Origin of the sequence: Granulibacter bethesdensis CGDNIH1 (genome assembly GCF_000014285.2) — a bacterium.
GTDB lineage: Bacteria > Pseudomonadota > Alphaproteobacteria > Acetobacterales > Acetobacteraceae > Granulibacter > Granulibacter bethesdensis.
Genome location: NC_008343.2, coordinates 2426626 through 2445357, shown reverse-complemented (window position 1 = coordinate 2445357; position 18732 = coordinate 2426626). Strand labels below are relative to the sequence as shown.

The following is an 18732-nucleotide window of genomic DNA, read 5'->3' as shown; positions in this document are numbered from 1 at the left end:
CAGGCATGCATATGTTGCAGTGCAAAAAGAGATAAGGGCGGCAGGATGGCAACGGTGGAGACGGGACGGAATGCTCAGGCAGCGGCACGTCTCGCGGTCTTCAGGACGGTGATCGCGGGGCAGGGACTGGAAGGGTTCATTATTCCCCGGGCTGATGAGCATCTGGGTGAATACGTTCCCCCCTGTGCGGAGCGTTTGGCCTTCCTGACCGGGTTTACCGGCAGTGCTGGTCTTGCGGTGGTGTTGCACCAGCGTGCGGCCCTGTTCACAGATGGGCGTTATACGCTTCAGGCCGCTCAGGAAACGGATCCCTCTCTTTGGGAGCAGTGCCATATTATCGAGGCATCTCCTCCGCTCTGGCTGGCAAATGCCGCAGGAAAAGGGGCACGGATCGGCTATGATCCGCTGCTGATCAGCGAGGATGGGCTGGGCCGCTTTACCGCAGCGGGGCTGGAGATGGTGCCGGTTGCCGCCAATCCGGTCGATGCGGTGTGGCCTGACCGGCCAGCGCCGCCTCTGGCTGCGGCCGTGCCTCATCCGCTGGAGAGGGCAGGGCAGGATTCCGCGTCCCGACGGATGGAGATCGGGGATGCTCTGGCCGAGGCCGGCGAGGATGCGGTGGTGCTGACGGACCCTGCTTCTCTGGCCTGGCTGTTGAATATTCGGGGGCAGGATGTGCCTTTCACGCCCTATGCGCTTGGATTTGCGGTTCTGTTCGCCGATGGCAAGGTCGCGCTGTTCATGGCGCCGGAGAAAATCCCCGCTGCCACCGCGCAATGGCTTGGCGCTGACGTAACCCTGCAACCCCGGACGGCGCTGTCAGCAGCCTTGCAGGCGCTGGAGGGAAAAACCGTGCGGCTCGACCCGGCCACGGCTCCGGTCTGGTTTGCGCAGGTGCTGCGGCAGGCAGGGGCCGTCTTGAGTCCGGGCGCTGATCCCTGCGCTCTGCCGCGTGCCTGCAAGAACGTGGTGGAGCAGGCGGGGGCCAGACACGCCCACCGGCGTGATGCTGTGGCGCTGTGCCGTTTCCTGTACAGCCTGAATCCGCTGCGGGAGGGAGAAACCGAGGCCAGCGCCGCTGCCCGTCTGCTGTCGTTCCGGCAGCAGGCTGATGAGTTCAGGGGGGAAAGCTTTCCTGCCATCTCTGGTGCCGGAGAGCATGGAGCGGTGATCCATTACCGCGTCACGGCGGAAACAGACCGGCCCTTGCGACCGAACGAGGTCTATCTGATCGATTCCGGCGGCCAGTATCTGGATGGCACCACGGATGTGACCCGCACGATCTGGACCGGACCGGAGGCGCCGCCTGCGCTGTTGCGGGACCGTTTTACAAGGGTTCTCAAAGGGCATATCGCCGTGGCGACGCTGCAATTTCCGCAAGGGGTGGCCGGACCGCATATCGATGCGATGGCGCGCCGGTCCTTGTGGGATGTGGGGCTTGATTATGATCACGGCACCGGTCATGGCGTCGGCAGCTATCTGTCGGTGCATGAGGGACCGGCCTCTCTCTCCCGCGCGGGGCGTCCTGTTGCGCTGTGTCCGGGCATGATCCTGTCTGACGAGCCGGGCTATTATCAGCCTGGCGAATACGGCATCCGGCTGGAAAATCTGCTCCTGGTGCAGGAAAGGGACGTGCTGGATACCGCCCGTCCTTTTCTCGGCTTCGAGACTTTGACCCTGGCCCCGTTTGATCGCACCCTGATTGAGCCTGGTTTACTGACAGAGGCTGAAAGGGTCTGGCTCGATACCTATCACGCCCGCGTTCTGGCAGAGATCGGCCCGCTGCTGCCCCCGTCGGAGCAGGCATGGCTGGAAGCCGCCTGTGCACCCCTTTCGAACGAGGCCTGAGATGAGCACAGCCCCGACATTGCTGCACATCATCAGCCCGGAAGACTGGCAGAATGCTTTAAAGGAGGGTTGTTATGCGCCGCCGGGTCTGGAGCGGGAGGGATTCATTCATCTCTGTACTCCCGAGCAACTCTCTTTCGTGCTGAGGCTTCACTACCCTGATCAGGACGGTCTGCTGCTGTTGTCTCTGTCGGCTGATGACCTGTCCGCACTGTTGCGCTGGGAGGTGTCGGAGCCGGATCAGCCGCCTTTCCCGCATTTATATGGCGCGCTCAGGACCGATCATGTTCTCTCGATAAGACCGGTAACGCCACAGGATCGGGTGTAGACAGATCCTCCCAAGGCGGAACAGGCCAAGGCGGAACAGGGTGGTATCATCGGAAAAGGAAGCTGCTATGGCCATTCGCAAGCTTTTATTGCCGCTCCGTTGCCCGAGCCGTGGCCGATCCGCACTGGCGGTCGCGATACAGGCCGCTGCCAGATGGGAAGCCCAAATTCTGGCCGTTCACATCCGTACCGACAGCAGCGACATAGCCCCGCTGGCTGCGGAAGGCCTGTCCGGTGCGATGGTGCAGGACATGATCGAGGCGGTGGAGACAGAAGCACGGGAGCGGGGCGTGGCCATTCAGGCGATGATTGATGCCGTCACCCGTGATCGGCATCCCCCCGTTTCCATCCGGTTGGAAGAAAGGACAGGGCAGGAGGAGGACATCGTGGCATGGCAGGCGCGTGTGGCCGATCTCACCGTCATTGCCCGCCCGTCCGGGGACGATGATCTGTCCTCGACCGAGGCGTTGCACGCGGTGCTTTTTGACGGAGGACGCCCTTTGCTGATGGCGCCGGATCAGCCGGGGGATACGCTCGGCAACCGGGTCTGCATTGCCTGGAATGGCACGGTCGAAAGTGCGTCGGCTGTACGGGCGGCTCTGTCATGGGCGCAGAAGGCAGAGGCAGTCTGTATTCTGACGGCTCATTCCTATTACCGTCAGGGACCGGCGGCGAAGGAATTGGTGGAGTACCTCGGCTGTCACGGTATTCGGGCGGATATTGCTCATTTCAATCCGGTCGACGGGAGTGTCGGAGCCGGGTTGTTACAGGCGGCAGAGGATTTTTCCTGCGATCTGCTGGCGATGGGGGCTTATTCCCATTCTCGCCTGAGACAGATGATTTTAGGGGGTGTGACGCGGCATGTGATGGAACATGCGCGCATTCCGGTACTGATGAAGCGGTAGGGGTCAGGGAGCAAGACGAAACAGGCGGACATGCCGTTCGGTGCGGTCTTCCAGCTCCAGCGTGGTCGGCACGGTATATTCGGCGAAAGCGGTCATACCCTCTTGCGGCAGGTAGCTTCGTCCGGGATCAGCAATCCAGACCTCTGCCGTTTTCGCCATGCGCCGCAGCCACGGCATGATGTGACGGGTCATGGGGGCCTCGTAACAGACATCGCCGCAAAGGATCAGATCCCAGCGGCATGGGCTGCCCACCACATCGCCTTCGGCCAGACGGACGGTCAGGCCGTTTTCAGTCGCGTTCAGCGTGGTGGCGGCCAGAGCCAGCCCATCTATCTCGGCTGCCTCTGCCTCCTGTGCGCCACTGCGGGCGCAGGCCAAGGCCGCCAGCCCGCATCCTGCCGCGAAATCCAGCACCCGCCGGCCCTTCACCAGCTCGGGATGATCCAGCACGTGACGGGCAATGGCCTGACTGCCCGGCCACGCAAAGGCCCAGAAAGGCGGCTCGACATTCCGTTGCGCCAGCCAGTCTTCCGTGGCCTGCCAGATCGGGGTGATGGCGGTGGCCAGAAACAGCCCGAGCTCCGGCACCAGAGGCGCGTGGGACCATGCCGTATTCTCGCGGATGAAGGCAGTGTCTTTCATGGCAACAATCCGATCCAGCCCCAAAGGAATGCGCCCGCCACGGCCAGCCCGATTCGGGTATTGGCCCGGAAAGCGCCCAGACAGGCTGCGGGATTGAGAATATCCAGCCTGTGTACCTGCCACAGCAGCAGAGCGGCGGGCAGTGTCAGTGCAAGGTCATACAGCCATGGCAGCCCGGCCCTGATCCCGGCAAGAATCAGGAAAACCACCATCAAGGCATAGCTTGTGCCGACGAAACGCCGCGGCATATGCGCGAAACGGCGGGAGGTGGATTTGACGCCGATCACGGCATCATCCTCGATATCCTGAAACCCGTAGATCGTATCGAAACCGAGATCCCAGAAAATAGCGGCGGCATACAGGAACCCCACAAGCCACCAGTGCGGCCCTGTCTCCGCGCCTGCGGCGATGGCACCTGCGGGTGCGCCGAAGCCGAACGTGAATCCCATCACCAGTTGCGGCCACCATGTCACGCGCTTGGCGAGCGGATAGATAGCCACCAGCAGCAGGGATGAAGCGGCGGCAATTTGTGCCATGCGCGGAAGCTGAAGCAGAACCATGAATCCCGCCAGCAGCAGCAGGCCAAGAAATACAGTCGCCTGACGCATCCCCAGCACTCCCGCGGCCAGTGGCCGGCTGGCGGTGCGGGCGACGCTGCGGTCCAGATCACGGTCCCACATATCGTTGACGACGCAGCCCGCCGACCGCATCACCGCGCTGCCGATCAAAAACATTACGATCAGGCGCAGGCTTTCCCGGTCCGGTGGCCGTGCCGCCAGAATTCCCCATACGCCCGGCAGAAACAGCAGCCAGATGCCGACAGGCCGGTCGAGACGGGCCAACAGGGCGTAAGGCTGTATCCGCCGGGGCAGGCGGGTAATCCAGCCATCGGGGCGGAGATCGGTGTGAGGCCTTGGTATCTTCTCTGCCGTGCGGGCAGGGTTTGTGGCAGGATGCCCCGTCATGACAGCCTCGAATCGTTTTTCATCCGCCCGTGCCCCTTCCATCCGGCTGCATATGGACCACGCCCTGCGTGGGGGCGAGCATTTAACACTGGATACAGCGCGCGCCCATTACCTCGGCACCGTGATGCGGCGGGGGGTGGGGGATGCACTCAGCCTGTTCAATGCCACGGATGGAGAATGGCGGGCTGTGATTGAGAGGATCGACCGTAAGGGGGCGACACTCAGCCTGACGGAGCAGATTCGTTCCCCCGTCCCTGAAGAGGGGCCATGGCTGGTTTTTGCCCTGCTGAAGCGCACTAATACCGAACTGGTGGTGCAGAAAGCGACCGAGCTTGGCGTCTCCCGCCTGATTCCGGTGATGACCACCCGTACCAATGCCGAACGCATCAATGCGGCAAGGCTGGAAGCCATCGCGGTTGAAGCCGCAGAGCAGTGTGAACGTCTGAGCATTCCGGTGCTTCAGGCGCCTCAGCCATTGCCGGCCCTGTTACGCGACTGGCCGGAGGATCGGCGACTCTATGCGGCAATCGAACGGTCCGATGTGGCGCATGCCAGAGGGGTGGCCGGCCCATCGGCCCTGCTGACCGGCCCGGAAGGAGGATTTGCGGAACAGGAACTGGTCATGTTGCGTTCCCACGCGCATGTTATTCCCGTGTCTCTCGGGCGAACGGTGCTGCGTGCGGAGACCGCCGCCATTGCCGGGCTGGCCTTGCTGACAGCTCCGCCTGTGTCTGATATGCCGCTTGAGTAGCCGCAGGGATTCGACCCTGTAACGTTCCAGTCAGTCAGGAAGCCGATGTCCAATCCAGGAGACGCCGATACCACTCCGGCGACCACGACCCGTCAGCTTGCAGACTATCTTGCCAGCGGCTGCCGTGAGCGTTCCGACTGGCGTATCGGCACCGAGCACGAGAAATTCGGCTTTTCCCTGACCGATCTTGCTGCCCCTCCCTATGATGGCCCTGCCGGAATTGCGGCGATTCTGGAAGGTCTGCACACTGCCAAGGCGGCAGAGGGCTGGACACCGATTCTGGACCGTGGCCACTCCATCGGCCTGAAAGGTCCGTCCTCTTCCCTGGGTGCCTCTTTGTCGCTGGAGCCAGGCGGGCAGTTTGAGCTGTCCGGTGGTGCGCTGACGAACCTGCACCAGACAAGGCAGGAGTTTCAAATCCATTTTGCCGAGTTGCATCGTGTCGCAGCTCCGCTGGGTCTGGGTTTCGCGCCGCTGGGGTTCCAGCCGCTGCACAGCCGCGCCGCGATACCGTGGATGCCAAAGGGCCGGTACGAAATCATGCGTGCCTACATGCCCAAAGTCGGGACGCTCGGGCTGGACATGATGCTGCGCACCTGTACCGTGCAGGTGAATCTGGATACGCAATCAGAGGCGGATATGGTCCGCAAATTCCGGGTTGCGCTGGCCTTCCAGCCGGTGGCCACGGCGCTGTTTGCGAACTCTCCCTTCACGGAGGGCAAGCCGAACGGTTACCTGTCCTATCGCGCCCATATCTGGACGGATACCGACCCCCATCGCACCGGATTGCCGGGCATCGTGTTCGAGGACGGGTTCGGCTTCGAGCGCTGGACAGAGTGGCTGCTGGATGTGCCGATGTATTTCGTGCATCGCCCCGGTGAGGGCTATGGCGGATATGTCGATGTCGCCGGAGCCAGTTTCCGTGATTTCATGGCCGGGCGTCTGCCGGGCCGGGAAGGGGAGCGTCCGACCATCGGTGATTTCGCCGATCACACCACGACGGCTTTCCCTGAAGTCCGACTGAAGCGTTTTCTGGAAATGCGGGGTGCTGATGCCGGCAGTATGGCGATGATGCTGGCTCAATCGGCGCTCTGGGTTGGTCTGCTTTACGATGATGCTGCGCTGGAGGCCGCGACCGCGCTGATGAACCGGCATGGATGGCAGAGTCTGGTCGGATTGCGGTCGGAGGTCGCAAGGCAGGCAGTGAATACGCCTTTTGCGGATGGCACGGTACGCGACCTGGCCCGCGATCTGGTCGCCATCGCCGCGGACGGTCTGCGTGCCCGTGGGCAGGGGGAAGAAGTATACCTCGATCCGCTGCGCGACATCGTGGAAGGCGGCGCTCCAACACAGGCGGAGCACTGGCTGAACCGCTATCAGAGCGTCTGGGCAGGGGATGTGAGCCGGATTTTCAACGAGGCTCAGGTCGCCTAACTGCCATCATCATCTCCATCATCATCCCCATCCGGTCCGTGAGCATCGCCGGGGGAGGCTTTTCTGACTGCGGGATGAGCGGCGTGATGAGGAAGGCCGGAGATGGTATCCTGTTTGGCCCCGGTTTCCTTGAGCCCTGCCAGAATAGCCTGTGCCAGGGCATGGGCCACGCAGCGATACCCCAGATCGTTATGATGCAGCCCGTCTGAGGCGATGAAATCAGCGTATGGGTGACCCATATCCCGCCAGTGATCCATTAATTGCCCACGCTGGAACAGCGCCGCGCCGGTTTTGTGGGCAATGGAGGCCATGGTGCTGTCCAGTAAAGGACCTTCCTTGGTTGCGATGATACGGGGTGCCCGCTGATTATCCATCAGCACCACATCGGCGGATGCTTTGTGCATCCGGACGACACCAGCCATGACCATCTTGCGGAATACGTCAGGGCTGATATTGCGCATCGCCCCATTGGCGCCGACCTGCCAGATCACGGCCTGAGGATGAACATCCAGCGCGTCACTTTGCAGGCGCGGGGTTTCCTCGGCAACGTCCTCCCCGCCGATGCCCCGGTTGATCACGGCGATATGAGCATGCGGCAGAGCCTCTGACAGTTCCTTCTGCAACAAAGCAGGGTAGGAGGCACCAATATCTGACGACATCCATCCCTGCGTGGAAGAGGAACCGATGGCGACGATCACCACCTGTTCATTATCCTCCAGCGCATCCCGCAGATTTTTGAGATGCAGGGGCGGCATCTCGTAAGCCGGGCAGCTCGGCGGTGGGGAGGATGTTGCCACCTGGATGGAAGAGGAAGATGCAGAATTATTCTCCTGCATGGCATGGGCCATGAAAGGAACTGTGAGCGTACCAATGGCCGGAGCGGCGAATGCCAATAAAGCGCCGGTTTTCCAGACAATGCGATTTATCACGCCACGTTTGATCATTGGATGCTCTCAAGCCTTATCAGGGCTTACCATGAAACAGGAACTATCGCTGGCATGGAGAGAGCCGGGAGAAAAGCCTGAATCTGTTTAAATCTCATTCATCTTCAGAGTGCAGCAGGGGTGTATCCTTACCGATAGACCCCAGCCTTCCGGATTCTATCGGTAAGGATACACCGCACACCGCAATGAAAACGTTCGTCCCGGTAATGAGGCAACCCTCTCAGTCGGCTGTACCGCCGATGGTCAGGCCGGTCAGTTTCAGCGTTGGCTGCCCGACACCGACCGGAACGCCCTGACCGCTTTTGCCGCAGGTGCCAATTCCAGGGTCCAGCGCAACATCCGGCCCGATCATCTCGACTTTCGTCAGACTGTCTGGCCCGTTGCCGATCAGGGTTGCACCCTTGACCGGCGCGGTAATGCGGCCATCCTCGATCAGGTAGGCCTCGCTGGCGGAAAACACGAATTTGCCGGAGGTGATGTCCACGCTGCCGCCGCCGAAATTTGCTGCGTACAGGCCGCGTTTCACCGAGCGGATCATTTCTTCCTTCTCATGCGTGCCGCCCAGCATGATGGTGTTGGTCATACGGGGCATCGGTGCATAGGCATAGGACTGGCGGCGGCCATTGCCGGTAGGGCGGACGCCCATCAGCCGGGCATTGAGCCTATCCTGCATATAGCCGGTGAGAATCCCATCCTCGATCAACACGGTGCGGGAGGAAGGCGTGCCTTCATCGTCCACGGTCAGGCTGCCGCGCCGGTCCGGCAGGGTGCCGTCATCGACCACGGTAACGCCCGGGGCTGCGACCCGCTGTCCCATCAGCCCGGCAAAGGCGGAGGTTTTCTTGCGGTTGAAATCGCCTTCCAGCCCGTGGCCGATGGCTTCATGCAGCAGGATGCCGGGCCAGCCGGAGCCGAGCACAACCGGCATTTCCCCGGCGGGGGCCGGGCGGCTGTCGAGGTTGATCAGCGCCTGGCGCAGGGCTTCGTCTATCCCGTTTTTCCATGTTTCCTCGGTTAGGAGGCGATCATAGCCATAGCGGCCCCCCGTGCCGAAGCTGCCGCTTTCCCGGCGGCCATCCTGTTCGACGATGACGGCGATATTCAGCCTGACCAGCGGGCGCAGATCAGCGACGCGCAAGCCATCGGCGCGGATAATCTGAACAGCCTGCCATTCCCCGACGATCGAGGCCGTCACCTGCCGCACGCGGGCGTCTTTTTCCCGCGCATAGGCGTCGATGGTAGCGAGCAGGGCGGTGCGGGTGGCGAAATCGACGCTCGGCAGCGGGTTGGCGTCGCTGTAGAGCCGTGCGTTGGTCGCCCGCGGCGGCTCGGCGAGGGTACCGCCATGGCCGGACGCGACGGAGGCCACGGTGGTGGCGGCACGGCGCAAGGCGGCTTCGCTGATCTCCCCGGCATGGGCATATCCGGTGGCTTCACCGGCGACGGCGCGCAGGCCAAAGCCCGTGGCGGTGTCGAAATTTGCGCCGCGAATGCGGCCATCATCCAGACTGACGACCTCGCTTTCCCGATATTCCAGGAACAGCTCCCCATCCTCGGCCCCGAGCAGGGCATCCTGCGTGATTTTCAGGGCGCTGTCCTGATCGAGGGTCGCGTCCGCCCGTTCGAAGAACAGGTGATCGGTGGCGGCGAGGGCGGTATCGAGACTCATGACAACTCCTGCCCGGCTAGTGAGAAGAGGCCGGGGCATTGATGGAAGCGGTGCGGCCGGCACCACGCAGACTATGCAGGGTGACGATCGCGGCCGTCAGCAGCAGGACAGCCATGCCCTGATGGACCACGGCCACTGGAACGGCGACGACACTCAGAAGCGTGGCGATGCCAAGCGCATATTGCAAGATCACGGCGACCATCAGCGGTAAAACGGCACGTCGGGCATTGCCGCCTCTGCGGAATCCGATCAGCCCGGTAAGCAACGCGGTCAGGGCCGTCAATGTGGCCAGCAGGCGGTGATCGAATTGGACGGTGGGAATGTTTTCGAACATGGCACGGTGGCCTTCGCCGTAACCTTCCGGGACCAGGCGTCCATCCATCAGCGGGAAGGTATTGTAATCCAGCCCGGCATGAATACCGGCGACGAACCCGCCGGCAATGATGGTGATACAGACCAGCCCCAGCGTGACCGCGCTCATCCGGCGTAGTCCCACCGTGCCGGGGAGTGGGCGCGGCTCAGGATTCAGGACCGAGAGCGCAGTCCAGAGCAGGGCGCTGTAAAGCAGTAGGGCAAAGGAAAGATGAACCACAAGGCGATAGGGCGAAACTGCCGTGCTGTCCGGAAAAAAACCGGAGGCGACCATGAACCAGCCGACTGCACCCTGCAGCCCGCCCAGCACGAAAATCAGGATCAGGCGGGGGATCAGGCTGCGCTCGATCCGGCGCGTCACCGCCAGAAAGATCAGCGGCAGCAACAGAACCAGCCCGATCAGGCGTCCCCACAGCCGATGCGTCCATTCCAGCCAGAAAATATGCTTGAACCCGTCCAGCCCGAAGCCATGATTGACCAGCGCGTATTGCGGGATCTTCTGATACAGCGCGTATAGCCGCTCCCATTCAGTCTGGGAGGTCGGTGGCAGCGTGCCCATCAGCGGTGCCCATTCCATGATGGACAGGCCGGAACCGGTCAGCCGTGTTGCCCCTCCGAGCATGACCATGACCAGAATCATGAAGCAGAGCGTGAACATCCATGTTGCAACCAGAATGCGGTTACGCTGCTGCGGGGTCACGGCATGCTGCCACCCATGTTCGCTGCCATGGCGGGATGGGGAGGATGCGGCACGGATATGATCTGACATGATGCCTGCTCTATAACGGTTTCAGCAGCGGGCGAACAGCAGGCATGGCGATGGCAACAGTATGGGTCACCTGTATGGCTTGATGCTGCCCGGTCATGACGCTAACCGGGATGGCCATGGTCACAACCGAGCCTCCCGAGGCTGCTCCGTCCGTATCGCTGCGTGTCGCCCCTTCTTTGTGGAAAAGCGTCGGCAAGCTGCTCTTGCTGATTGCCGGTCTGGTTGGGGCCGGGCTGATCATGCACGGGCTGTCGGTTGAAAGGCTGCGCAGCACGGGTGGCGGGATGTCCTATCTGCTGCTGGCTGCCCTGTCCTGTGCAGTCGGAATGCCGCGTCAGGTGGTGGCCTTTGCAGGTGGATACAGTTTCGGGGCGGCAGAAGGATTTGGACTGGCCTTGTCGGCCACCGCGCTGGGTTGCGTTGTCGATTTTCTCTGGGCACGGCTGCTGGCGCGCGCCTGGATGCGGCGTTTTCTGGCAAGACGGGACCAGGGCGGCCGTCTGGTCAGGCTCAGCCGGCTTCTGGCCGTGCATCCCTTCAGCGCCACCCTGACCCTGCGTCTGCTGCCGGTTGGCAGTAATCTGCTGCTCAATATTCTGGCCGGCGTGCTGGATATCCGCCCCATCCCTTTTGTGGCGGCCAGTATCGTCGGATTTATCCCGCAAACGCTGGTGTTCGTGCTGCTGGGCGGGGGCACCCGAATCGGTCATGGCGTCCAGTTGGCGCTGGCGATCGTTCTGTTCTGCATGTCCACGATGCTTGGGTTCTGGCTGTATCGCCGTACCCGGCTGGGACGGGAGGCGATACAGCCGGATGACAGCGTCAGTGCAGAGTGGCCACCAGCGCCGGATGACGAATCTCGCCGGGTGTAATCAGACCGGCAGCTGTCACGCGCACCGAATGGAGTTTGCCCTCAAGCTCACGACTCCAGAAATCCAGGAATTTATGAAGTTCGGGAAAGCGGGGGGCCATGTCCAGCTCCTGCCAGATATAGCTCTGCAACAGGGCGGGATGATCGGGCAGGTGATAGAGAATTTCAGCGGTGGTCAGACGATAGTCCTGCAACTGACGGCCAAGATTCATAAGGGTGCCTCCTGACGGTAAAAAACCGGGCCTGCGCCCGTCTGACCGCAGCCCGTTTCAGAAGCGTGACATCGCGGTTTGGCTGATTTCAAGAAAAATGTTTCTTATCAATAAATTAGCACTCGCGATGCGCTGTGGCTGCCAAAAATTCACAGGATCCGAACACCGAATTGCTTGAAAAATGAAATGAGCTGCCATACATGGCTGGCACTCCCCGCATGGGAGTGCTAACAAACGAGCCCATCAAGCGCCGGACAGAGGCGCACGAGTTTTATGGAGCGTTTTCCGATGGCAAGTTTCCGTCCCCTGCACGACCGCGTCGTGGTCCGTCGCCTGAACGCTGAGGAAAAAACCTCTGGCGGCATCATCATTCCTGACACCGCCAAGGAAAAGCCGATGGAAGGCGAAATCGTCGCCGTCGGCGCCGGCGCACGTAACGAGCAGGGCCAGATTCAGCCGCTCGATGTCAAGGCTGGCGATCGCGTGCTGTTCGGCAAGTGGTCCGGCACGGAAGTGAAGATCGACGGCGAAGAGCTGCTGATCATGAAGGAAAGCGACATTATGGGCATCATCGGATAAGGCTGCGCACGGCAAAAGCCTGCGCCTTTGTTCTGAATGAAGTCCTGTTTTCCTCCCCACAGACTGTAATCGAGAGAAACGACAATGGCAGCCAAAGACGTAAAATTCGGTGGCGACGCCCGTCAGCGCATGCTGCGTGGCGTGGACATTCTGGCCGATGCGGTGAAGGTGACCCTTGGTCCGAAAGGCCGTAACGTGGTCATCGACAAGAGCTTCGGCGCACCCCGCATCACCAAGGACGGCGTGAGCGTCGCCAAGGAAATCGAGCTGGCCGACAAGTTCGAGAACATGGGCGCCCAGATGGTGCGCGAAGTGGCCTCGAAGACCAATGACAAGGCCGGTGACGGCACCACCACCGCGACCGTCCTGACCCAGGCGATCGTGCGTGAAGGCGCCAAGGCCGTGGCCGCTGGCCTGAACCCGATGGACCTGAAGCGCGGCATCGACAAGGCCGTCGCCGTGGTGATCGAGGATCTGAAGGCCAACAGCCGCAAGATCACCAATCCCTCCGAGACCGCTCAGGTCGGCACCATCTCCGCCAATGGCGAAAGCGAGATCGGCCGTATGATCTCCGAGGCGATGCAGAAGGTCGGCAATGAAGGCGTCATCACGGTTGAGGAAGCCAAGGGCATCCAGACCGAGCTGGACGTCGTCGAAGGCATGCAGTTCGACCGTGGCTATGTCTCTCCGTATTTCATCACGAATCCGGAGAAGATGATCGCGGAGCTGGATAACCCCTATATTCTGATCCACGAAAAGAAGCTGGCCCAGTTGCAGCCGCTGCTGCCGCTGCTGGAAAGCGTCGTGCAGTCCGGCCGTCCGCTGCTGATCATCGCCGAGGATGTCGAGGGCGAAGCCCTGGCCACCCTGGTCGTGAACAAGCTGCGTGGTGGTCTGAAGATCGCGGCCGTGAAGGCTCCGGGCTTCGGTGATCGTCGCAAGGCGATGCTGGAAGATATCGCGATCCTGACCGGTGGTACGGTGATCAGCGAAGATCTGGGCATCAAGCTGGAAACCGTCACCCTTCAGCAGCTCGGCACCGCGAAGCGCGTGCTGATCGAGAAGGAAAACACCACGATCGTCGAAGGCGCCGGTTCTCCCGACGACATCAAGGGCCGTTGCAGCCAGATCCGTGCGCAGGCGGAGGAAACCACCTCTGACTACGACCGTGAAAAGCTGCAGGAACGTCTGGCGAAGCTGGCAGGCGGCGTTGCGGTTATCCGCGTCGGCGGCTCCACCGAGGTCGAGGTGAAGGAGCGCAAGGACCGCGTCGATGATGCCCTGCATGCGACCCGTGCCGCGGTCGAGGAAGGCATCGTTCCGGGTGGTGGCGTGGCTCTGGCCCGTGCTTCCCTGAAGCTGGCCGATCTCGGCTATGACAATGGCGACCAGAAGGTCGGTATTGAAATTATCCGCCGTGCCCTGCAGTCACCGCTGCGTCAGATCTCCGAGAATGCGGGTGAAGACGGTGCGGTGATCGCCGGCAAGGTTCTGGAAAACGGCACTTATAATTTCGGCTTCGATGCCCAGACCGGCGAGTTCAAGGATCTGGTGTCGGCCGGTATCATCGACCCGGCGAAGGTCGTCCGTACGGCTCTGCAGGATGCGGCTTCCGTCGCAGCCCTGCTGATCACCACCGAGGCGATGATTGCCGAGAAGCCGGAAAAGAAAGCTCCGGCCGGTGCGCCTCCGGGCGGCATGGGCGATATGGATTTCTGATCCATCCGTTCATCGGACGGTTGAAGGGCGGCCCTGGTGGCCGCCCTTTTTCTTTAAGCCGTGTTGAATCGCCAAAGCAGAAGCCTGTTTTTGGTCGATCATCAAGGCGGCTTGTCATTGATCCGCAATTGACATCTGCGGAGCTTTCTGTCCCACTGCAAACTGTCAATCGTACTTTTGCTTGCCTTGCTGCGCGTCCGTTCCCGGTGAGAGTGTTTTTCGGAACATATGCACCGGTGCCCCACCGGGGGGAGCCTTCAAGTAATACAAAAGGCTCGGTTGTCGATCACCGCACAATGTGTGTGGTGTTAACGACGGAGAAGTGACGCGCTATGGCTACGGGTACAGTTAAGTGGTTCAACGCCACAAAGGGCTTCGGATTCATCATGCCGCAGGATGGCGGTAAGGATGTATTCGTGCATATCACCGCTGTTCAGGCGGCTGGTCTGCGTGGCCTGGACGAAGGTCAGAAGGTGACATACGAAGTTGCGATGGAACGCGGCAAGGCCGCTGCCACCAACCTTCGCGTGGCCTGATTGATTGCTCATCCAGCCTGATGCTTTACCGCATCGGGTTGGTCTGATCATAAGATCATAAAAACCGGTCGTTCCTGATGGAGCGACCGGTTTTTTTATGTTCAGACATGGATAAGGACGGGTCAGCCCTTCTCGACCCGGTTGATCGAGGTTCCCCCTGCCTCTGACAAGGCCCGTTCGGCACGATATTGCTGGTTCGTATCCTGCACGGAGACTGAGAGGATCAGCGCATTGGCCTCTGCGGCTGTTTCACGTTTTTCGTGTCCGGCATGGCTGGCCGCCTGCCCGATGCCTTCCGCAGCACCTCCTGCAATGGCACCACCTGCCAGCGCCGCCCCTACCACCGGCAAGGCTGCCCCGCCTGTCGCTACCACAGCCCCGGCAGCAGCCATAGCGCCTGCCGCCGCTGCCACTCCTGCTCCGAGCGTGCGTAACTGGCGATGATCTGTTTCCGTGGTGGGTGCATCGACACTGCCATCGGGACCGGCCTGGGCATTGGCCCGATTGGTCAGGGAAATGGCGCCACGGTCGATTCCGGCCTGCATCACACGATCAATGGCAGCCTGCACGGCTTCATCGCTGTCGAAATGGGCTTGTATCAGGGTTACGGAGGGCTGAAAATCCGGGCTTTGCTTGCTGTGATCGTGGCTCATTCCGTCATCTCCCATGGTTTTGGTGTCATGGAAGGCGAACGCTCCCTGACGGCACATGTTCCGTCAGGTTCTGACCGGGCTGGCTCCGGCAGGGTAAAGAATCAGACCCGCTGGTGGCGCGCGCGGGTGCAGCGTTCGATGGCGGTGATGACAAGCGGGTCCAGATGCAGTTCGTGAGCCACCATCTCCAGCATACGCAATGAAGGTTGCTGGGCTTCGCTGCTGGCGGCGATGACTTCGCAGGCAAGAGCATAGGCGGTTTCGCGCAGCCGGTTCGGCAAGGCGTTGCGAATCAGACGGGAGGCATGGGCCAGCCCGTTTTCATCCCGCAGCAGATTGACCGTGGCGTCGCTCGCGCTGGCCAGTTCCTGAGCCGTGAAACCTTGAAAAACCGGCAGAAACTGGACCAGGCCGGCCATCGTGCCGATTTCGCGGTCGGTGATACCGCCATCGGCAGCCGCCACCAGCACCATCGTACACACAAGGGCTTCCTGGGGGGTCAGTGTTTCACGGGTCAACATAGGAAAAAACTCGCTGATACTGGCAAGAGGTGCAAGCGGAAACGCATCACATTCCGAATGGCTCGGCACGCATCACGTTTTTGTGTTCGGTTCTCAGAAAATCGGCTGTTTCTGCGGCGGCTTCCGCCAGCCCGACCCGTCTGACTGTGACGCCGGGGGGAAAGGCGGAGAGAAGGCGGCTGGGCGTCCGGCGGTCCAGCAGTATGAATACTCCCCTGTCGGAAGCGCTGCGCACAAGCCGCCCGAAAGCCTGCCGCAATCTCATGCGTGTGATGCGCTCGTCATAAGCTGACGGCATGCCGCCGGAAAGATGAATACGGCGTTCCCGATGCAGAATGTCCGGACGCGGCCAAGGCACGCGTTCGAACGCAACAAGCCGCAGGGCGCGACCCGGCACATCGACCCCGTCACGCATGGCATCGGTGCCGAGCAGACAGGAATCGATTTCGGTACGAAAGACATCCACCAGCGTGGTGTTGTCCATGGCATCCACATGCTGGGCAAGGACTTGTATTCCCTCCGCTTCCAGGGTGGGTGCAATCCGTGCATGAACGGCGCGCAGCCGGGTGATAGCGGTAAACAGCCCTAATCCTCCGCCGCCGGCCGCCAGAAACAGGGTGCGATAGGCAGCGGCGAGTGCCGCAAGTTCGTACCCTACATCGGTGATGATGAAGGCGCGCGTCTGTGTCGCATAGTCGAACGGGCTGGCCAGAGCGGCACGGATAGCGGGGGAGGGCAGATGCGGCGCGCCGACTTGTGCTTCGGCCGCTTCCCAGGCGGCGGCCTGATCCTCCATGCCGCCGTCGCGCAATGTGGCTGAGGTGATCAGCAATCCATGCGCGGGCGAAGCCAGCGTGGCGGTAAAAGGAATGGTCGGGTCCAGCCAATGCCGGTGCAATCCGACATCCCGGTCTCCCGTATCGCCGCGTTGCAGGCGGATGAAATGCACATGCTCCGGCCGGAGCCCTGCTTCCGGTGGCGGTGACTGGATTGCCAGCAACATGGTACGCCACGCTGAAAGCGGGTCGATGGCCCGGCGTCCCAGAGAGCGGCAGGTGGCCTCAATCCGGCTGCGGGTTGGCTGATCGAGCGTGTCGGACTCGCTTTCCAGCCGGTCGGCCAGACGCTGGCGGAGGGTTTTCAGCGGTTGGAGGATACGGTCCAGCGCCCGATCCAGCACAGCAGCAGCGTCAGGGAGTTCGGGCAGAACCGGATGCAGATCGGCTTCAATGGCGGTGCGGGGCAGCTCGGTTTTGTCGTTTGACCGTGCCAGAGCCTGACGCCGCAGCAGATGCAGCAGAGCCTCCGCCGGATTTTGCCGTCCGGCCTCAATCCCGCCGAGATCGGGCAGCAGGATATTGCCGGGTGAAGAATCCGGGTGTTCCTGTGCATCCTGGGCCGCTTCGGCCAGACGCATCTGCCAGCCTTGCGGGGGCAGAGCGGTGGCGGCGGTCAGGGCTGCTTCCAGCGGGGCCTGAAGGTCGGGATCATCGGCCACCAGTTCCTCCAGCCTGCGGCGCAGACCGCGGGCGCGGGAACGGCCGCCTTCCGCTCCGCGCAGCCAGCGACGGAGTTCTGCCGTCTCCATCCCTGACAGGATGGCCGAAAACGCACCATCGGCGGCATCGAAGACATGGTGGCCCTCGTCAAAAACATAGCGCGTGGGAACTGTCGTGTCGTCCAGCCCACCCCACACTGCCTGCGCCATGACCAGCGCGTGATTGGCCACCACCAGATCGGCCCCGCGTGCCCGCCGGATGCTGTGTTCCACAAAGCATTTCTTCCAGTGGCCGCATCCGGCGTGAATACATTCGCCGCGCCGGTCCGCCAGTGCCGGCAGCAACCCGCCACCAAACAGTTCCGGCAGCCAGCCGGGAAGATCGCCGCCTTGCAGATCACCATCTTCCGTCACCAGTGCCCAGCGTGCCAGCAGCGCGAGCGGAATGGTGCGGGTATGCGCCAGCCCTGCCACGCTGGCCACGGCGTCCTCGAAATTCAGCAGGCAGAGATAGTTCTCCCGTCCTTTGCGCAACACGGTTTTCTGCCGCCTGATGACGGGATCTGGAAATAGCCGGGCCAACTCACCTTCGATCTGCCGTTGCAGATGGCGGGTATAGGTGCTGATCCAGACGGACCCGTGGTTACGCTCGGCCCACAGACTGGCAGGGGCGATATAGCCCAGCGTTTTGCCGGTGCCGGTGCCTGCCTCGGCCAGCACCAGATGAGGATCGCCCCGGCTTTGTCTCGGCGCAAAGGCGGCGCTGGCGGCACCCGCATAATCCGCCTGTCCCGGTCGTTGCTCCGCATCAGTGCCGAGAATGCTGCGCAGGCGGCTCCTTGCCTCGGCATCGCTGACCGGGTGGGAGGATGGGGGCGGTGGGGGTGGCAGGTCTTCCCATTCCGGCAGCCGGTTCCAGATTCTCAGCGCATTGGCCTGTGCGGCGGCATCGGGCTGTCCCAGCGCCTGCATGACATAAGGCGCCCATGCCCAGCCGCTTTGTCCCATCCGTGCAGCGAGAGCCGCAGCATCGCGGTTCAAGGGTGTCATGCGTCCGGCTTGCAACCGGTTCAGCAGATTGGACGCCAGTCGGGACAGGCTGGTGACCTGTTCCTCCAGGCCAGGTCCCGGCGGTGGCAGATCAAGCGCCAGCGCCAGCCCGCGCGGGGTAGGAGAGGCGGTCTTGCCGGGCAGCACGAAAGCAAACAGTTCCAGCAAATCAAGGCACGGCACGGCATGGCCATGCAGAGCAAGCCGGTTCAGTGTGGCGGGCGCATGAATAACCAGCACAGGCGGCAGTGTGCGCAGCATGGCGGCGGCTCTGGCGCTGCTGGTCTGATGCAGCACGCCATCCGGATCAATGAGTGCTGCCTGTCCGTATCCGGCGACAAGGGCGGCATACCCTGCCTGTGAAGAAGATTCCTGCCGGATGATGCTGGGGGGCCGGGACTGCATCAGCCCTTTATAGGGCTAAGCAGGCTGGCCGCCAGAGCGTATCTGCGCATCGTGTCGCTGAG

The 18732-nt window shown here is 62.0% G+C and carries 18 protein-coding genes; 9 read left to right on the top strand and 9 right to left on the bottom strand.

The annotated features are described in order from the left end of the window. Nucleotides 1–45: 45 nt before the first annotated feature. The 3 genes from GBCGDNIH1_RS23465 (at nucleotide 46) to GBCGDNIH1_RS23455 (ending at nucleotide 3080) form a co-directional block, all read left to right on the top strand. Nucleotides 46–1848: an aminopeptidase P family protein gene (locus GBCGDNIH1_RS23465; RefSeq protein WP_011632893.1), complete on the top strand. Its 1803-nt coding sequence runs from the start codon at nucleotides 46–48 to the stop codon at nucleotides 1846–1848. A gap of 1 nt (nucleotide 1849) precedes the next feature. Next, entirely contained in the window at nucleotides 1850–2176 is a 327-nt protein-coding gene (locus tag GBCGDNIH1_RS23460) for a DUF952 domain-containing protein (protein ID WP_011632892.1), read from the top strand. 67 nt (nucleotides 2177–2243) lie between these two features. After that, nucleotides 2244–3080 (top strand): universal stress protein, encoded by an 837-nt coding sequence (locus GBCGDNIH1_RS23455; protein ID WP_043453162.1) that lies wholly within the window; start codon nucleotides 2244–2246, stop codon nucleotides 3078–3080. A gap of 3 nt (nucleotides 3081–3083) precedes the next feature. Here GBCGDNIH1_RS23455 and GBCGDNIH1_RS23450 read toward each other — a convergent pair whose 3' ends face one another. Both GBCGDNIH1_RS23450 and ubiA read right to left on the bottom strand, forming a co-directional pair. Next, a complete protein-coding gene (locus GBCGDNIH1_RS23450) occupies nucleotides 3084–3722 on the bottom strand; it encodes a class I SAM-dependent methyltransferase (protein WP_011632890.1) in 639 nt (212 codons plus the stop codon). Then, the gene (gene ubiA / locus GBCGDNIH1_RS23445; RefSeq protein ID WP_011632889.1) at nucleotides 3719–4687 is read right to left on the bottom strand and encodes a 4-hydroxybenzoate octaprenyltransferase; all 969 of its coding nucleotides are present in this window, start codon (nucleotides 4685–4687) and stop codon (nucleotides 3719–3721) included. Before ubiA ends, GBCGDNIH1_RS23450 begins: the two co-directional genes overlap by 4 nt. On the opposite strand from ubiA, the gene GBCGDNIH1_RS23440 reads away from it, so the two are divergent. Both GBCGDNIH1_RS23440 and GBCGDNIH1_RS23435 read left to right on the top strand, forming a co-directional pair. Next, a complete protein-coding gene (locus tag GBCGDNIH1_RS23440; protein WP_011632888.1) occupies nucleotides 4686–5438 on the top strand; it encodes a 16S rRNA (uracil(1498)-N(3))-methyltransferase in 753 nt (250 codons plus the stop codon). The genes ubiA and GBCGDNIH1_RS23440 overlap by 2 nt on opposite strands. 45 nt (nucleotides 5439–5483) lie before the next feature. Further along, complete coding sequence (locus GBCGDNIH1_RS23435) at nucleotides 5484–6872, top strand: glutamate--cysteine ligase (protein WP_011632887.1); 1389 nt, start codon at nucleotides 5484–5486, stop codon at nucleotides 6870–6872. Here GBCGDNIH1_RS23435 and GBCGDNIH1_RS23430 read toward each other — a convergent pair. The 3 genes from GBCGDNIH1_RS23430 to GBCGDNIH1_RS23420 all read right to left on the bottom strand — a co-directional run bounded on the left by GBCGDNIH1_RS23430 (nucleotide 6869) and on the right by GBCGDNIH1_RS23420 (nucleotide 10626). Next, nucleotides 6869–7801 (bottom strand): SGNH/GDSL hydrolase family protein, encoded by a 933-nt coding sequence (locus GBCGDNIH1_RS23430; RefSeq protein WP_157692035.1) that lies wholly within the window; start codon nucleotides 7799–7801, stop codon nucleotides 6869–6871. The genes GBCGDNIH1_RS23435 and GBCGDNIH1_RS23430 overlap by 4 nt on opposite strands. Before the next feature lie 235 nt (nucleotides 7802–8036). Next, nucleotides 8037–9485 (bottom strand): metalloprotease TldD, encoded by a 1449-nt coding sequence (gene tldD / locus GBCGDNIH1_RS23425; RefSeq protein WP_011632885.1) that lies wholly within the window; start codon nucleotides 9483–9485, stop codon nucleotides 8037–8039. 16 nt (nucleotides 9486–9501) lie between these two features. Continuing rightward, nucleotides 9502–10626, bottom strand: a complete 1125-nt coding sequence (locus GBCGDNIH1_RS23420; protein ID WP_011632884.1) for a COX15/CtaA family protein — start codon at nucleotides 10624–10626, stop codon at nucleotides 9502–9504. Nucleotides 10627–10736: 110 nt separating this feature from the next. Here GBCGDNIH1_RS23420 and GBCGDNIH1_RS23415 point away from each other — a divergent pair, with 110 nt between their 5' ends. Continuing rightward, the gene (locus GBCGDNIH1_RS23415) at nucleotides 10737–11498 is read left to right on the top strand and encodes a TVP38/TMEM64 family protein (protein WP_232449654.1); all 762 of its coding nucleotides are present in this window, start codon (nucleotides 10737–10739) and stop codon (nucleotides 11496–11498) included. Here GBCGDNIH1_RS23415 and GBCGDNIH1_RS23410 read toward each other — a convergent pair. Further along, the gene (locus GBCGDNIH1_RS23410) at nucleotides 11449–11709 is read right to left on the bottom strand and encodes an usg protein (protein WP_011632882.1); all 261 of its coding nucleotides are present in this window, start codon (nucleotides 11707–11709) and stop codon (nucleotides 11449–11451) included. The two genes, GBCGDNIH1_RS23415 and GBCGDNIH1_RS23410, sit on opposite strands and share 50 nt — an antisense overlap. 288 nt (nucleotides 11710–11997) lie before the next feature. On the opposite strand from GBCGDNIH1_RS23410, the gene groES reads away from it, so the two are divergent. The 3 genes from groES to GBCGDNIH1_RS23395 all read left to right on the top strand — a co-directional run bounded on the left by groES (nucleotide 11998) and on the right by GBCGDNIH1_RS23395 (nucleotide 14543). Further along, nucleotides 11998–12288: a co-chaperone GroES gene (groES, locus tag GBCGDNIH1_RS23405; protein ID WP_025287479.1), complete on the top strand. Its 291-nt coding sequence runs from the start codon at nucleotides 11998–12000 to the stop codon at nucleotides 12286–12288. An 84-nt stretch (nucleotides 12289–12372) separates the two neighbouring features. Next, nucleotides 12373–14007: a chaperonin GroEL gene (gene groL, locus GBCGDNIH1_RS23400; RefSeq protein ID WP_011632880.1), complete on the top strand. Its 1635-nt coding sequence runs from the start codon at nucleotides 12373–12375 to the stop codon at nucleotides 14005–14007. A gap of 332 nt (nucleotides 14008–14339) precedes the next feature. Next, nucleotides 14340–14543, top strand: coding sequence for a cold-shock protein (locus tag GBCGDNIH1_RS23395; RefSeq protein WP_011632878.1), 204 nt, complete (start codon nucleotides 14340–14342; stop codon nucleotides 14541–14543). 122 nt (nucleotides 14544–14665) lie between these two features. On the opposite strand, the gene GBCGDNIH1_RS23390 is transcribed toward GBCGDNIH1_RS23395, so the two are convergent. The 3 genes from GBCGDNIH1_RS23390 to GBCGDNIH1_RS23380 all read right to left on the bottom strand — a co-directional run bounded on the left by GBCGDNIH1_RS23390 (nucleotide 14666) and on the right by GBCGDNIH1_RS23380 (nucleotide 18670). Next, nucleotides 14666–15196 (bottom strand): hypothetical protein, encoded by a 531-nt coding sequence (locus GBCGDNIH1_RS23390; protein WP_157692034.1) that lies wholly within the window; start codon nucleotides 15194–15196, stop codon nucleotides 14666–14668. A 101-nt stretch (nucleotides 15197–15297) separates the two neighbouring features. Beyond that, nucleotides 15298–15717: a tellurite resistance TerB family protein gene (locus tag GBCGDNIH1_RS23385; protein ID WP_011632876.1), complete on the bottom strand. Its 420-nt coding sequence runs from the start codon at nucleotides 15715–15717 to the stop codon at nucleotides 15298–15300. Nucleotides 15718–15763: 46 nt separating this feature from the next. Continuing rightward, a complete protein-coding gene (locus tag GBCGDNIH1_RS23380; RefSeq protein ID WP_011632875.1) occupies nucleotides 15764–18670 on the bottom strand; it encodes an ATP-dependent DNA helicase in 2907 nt (968 codons plus the stop codon). Nucleotides 18671–18732 lie beyond the last annotated feature (62 nt).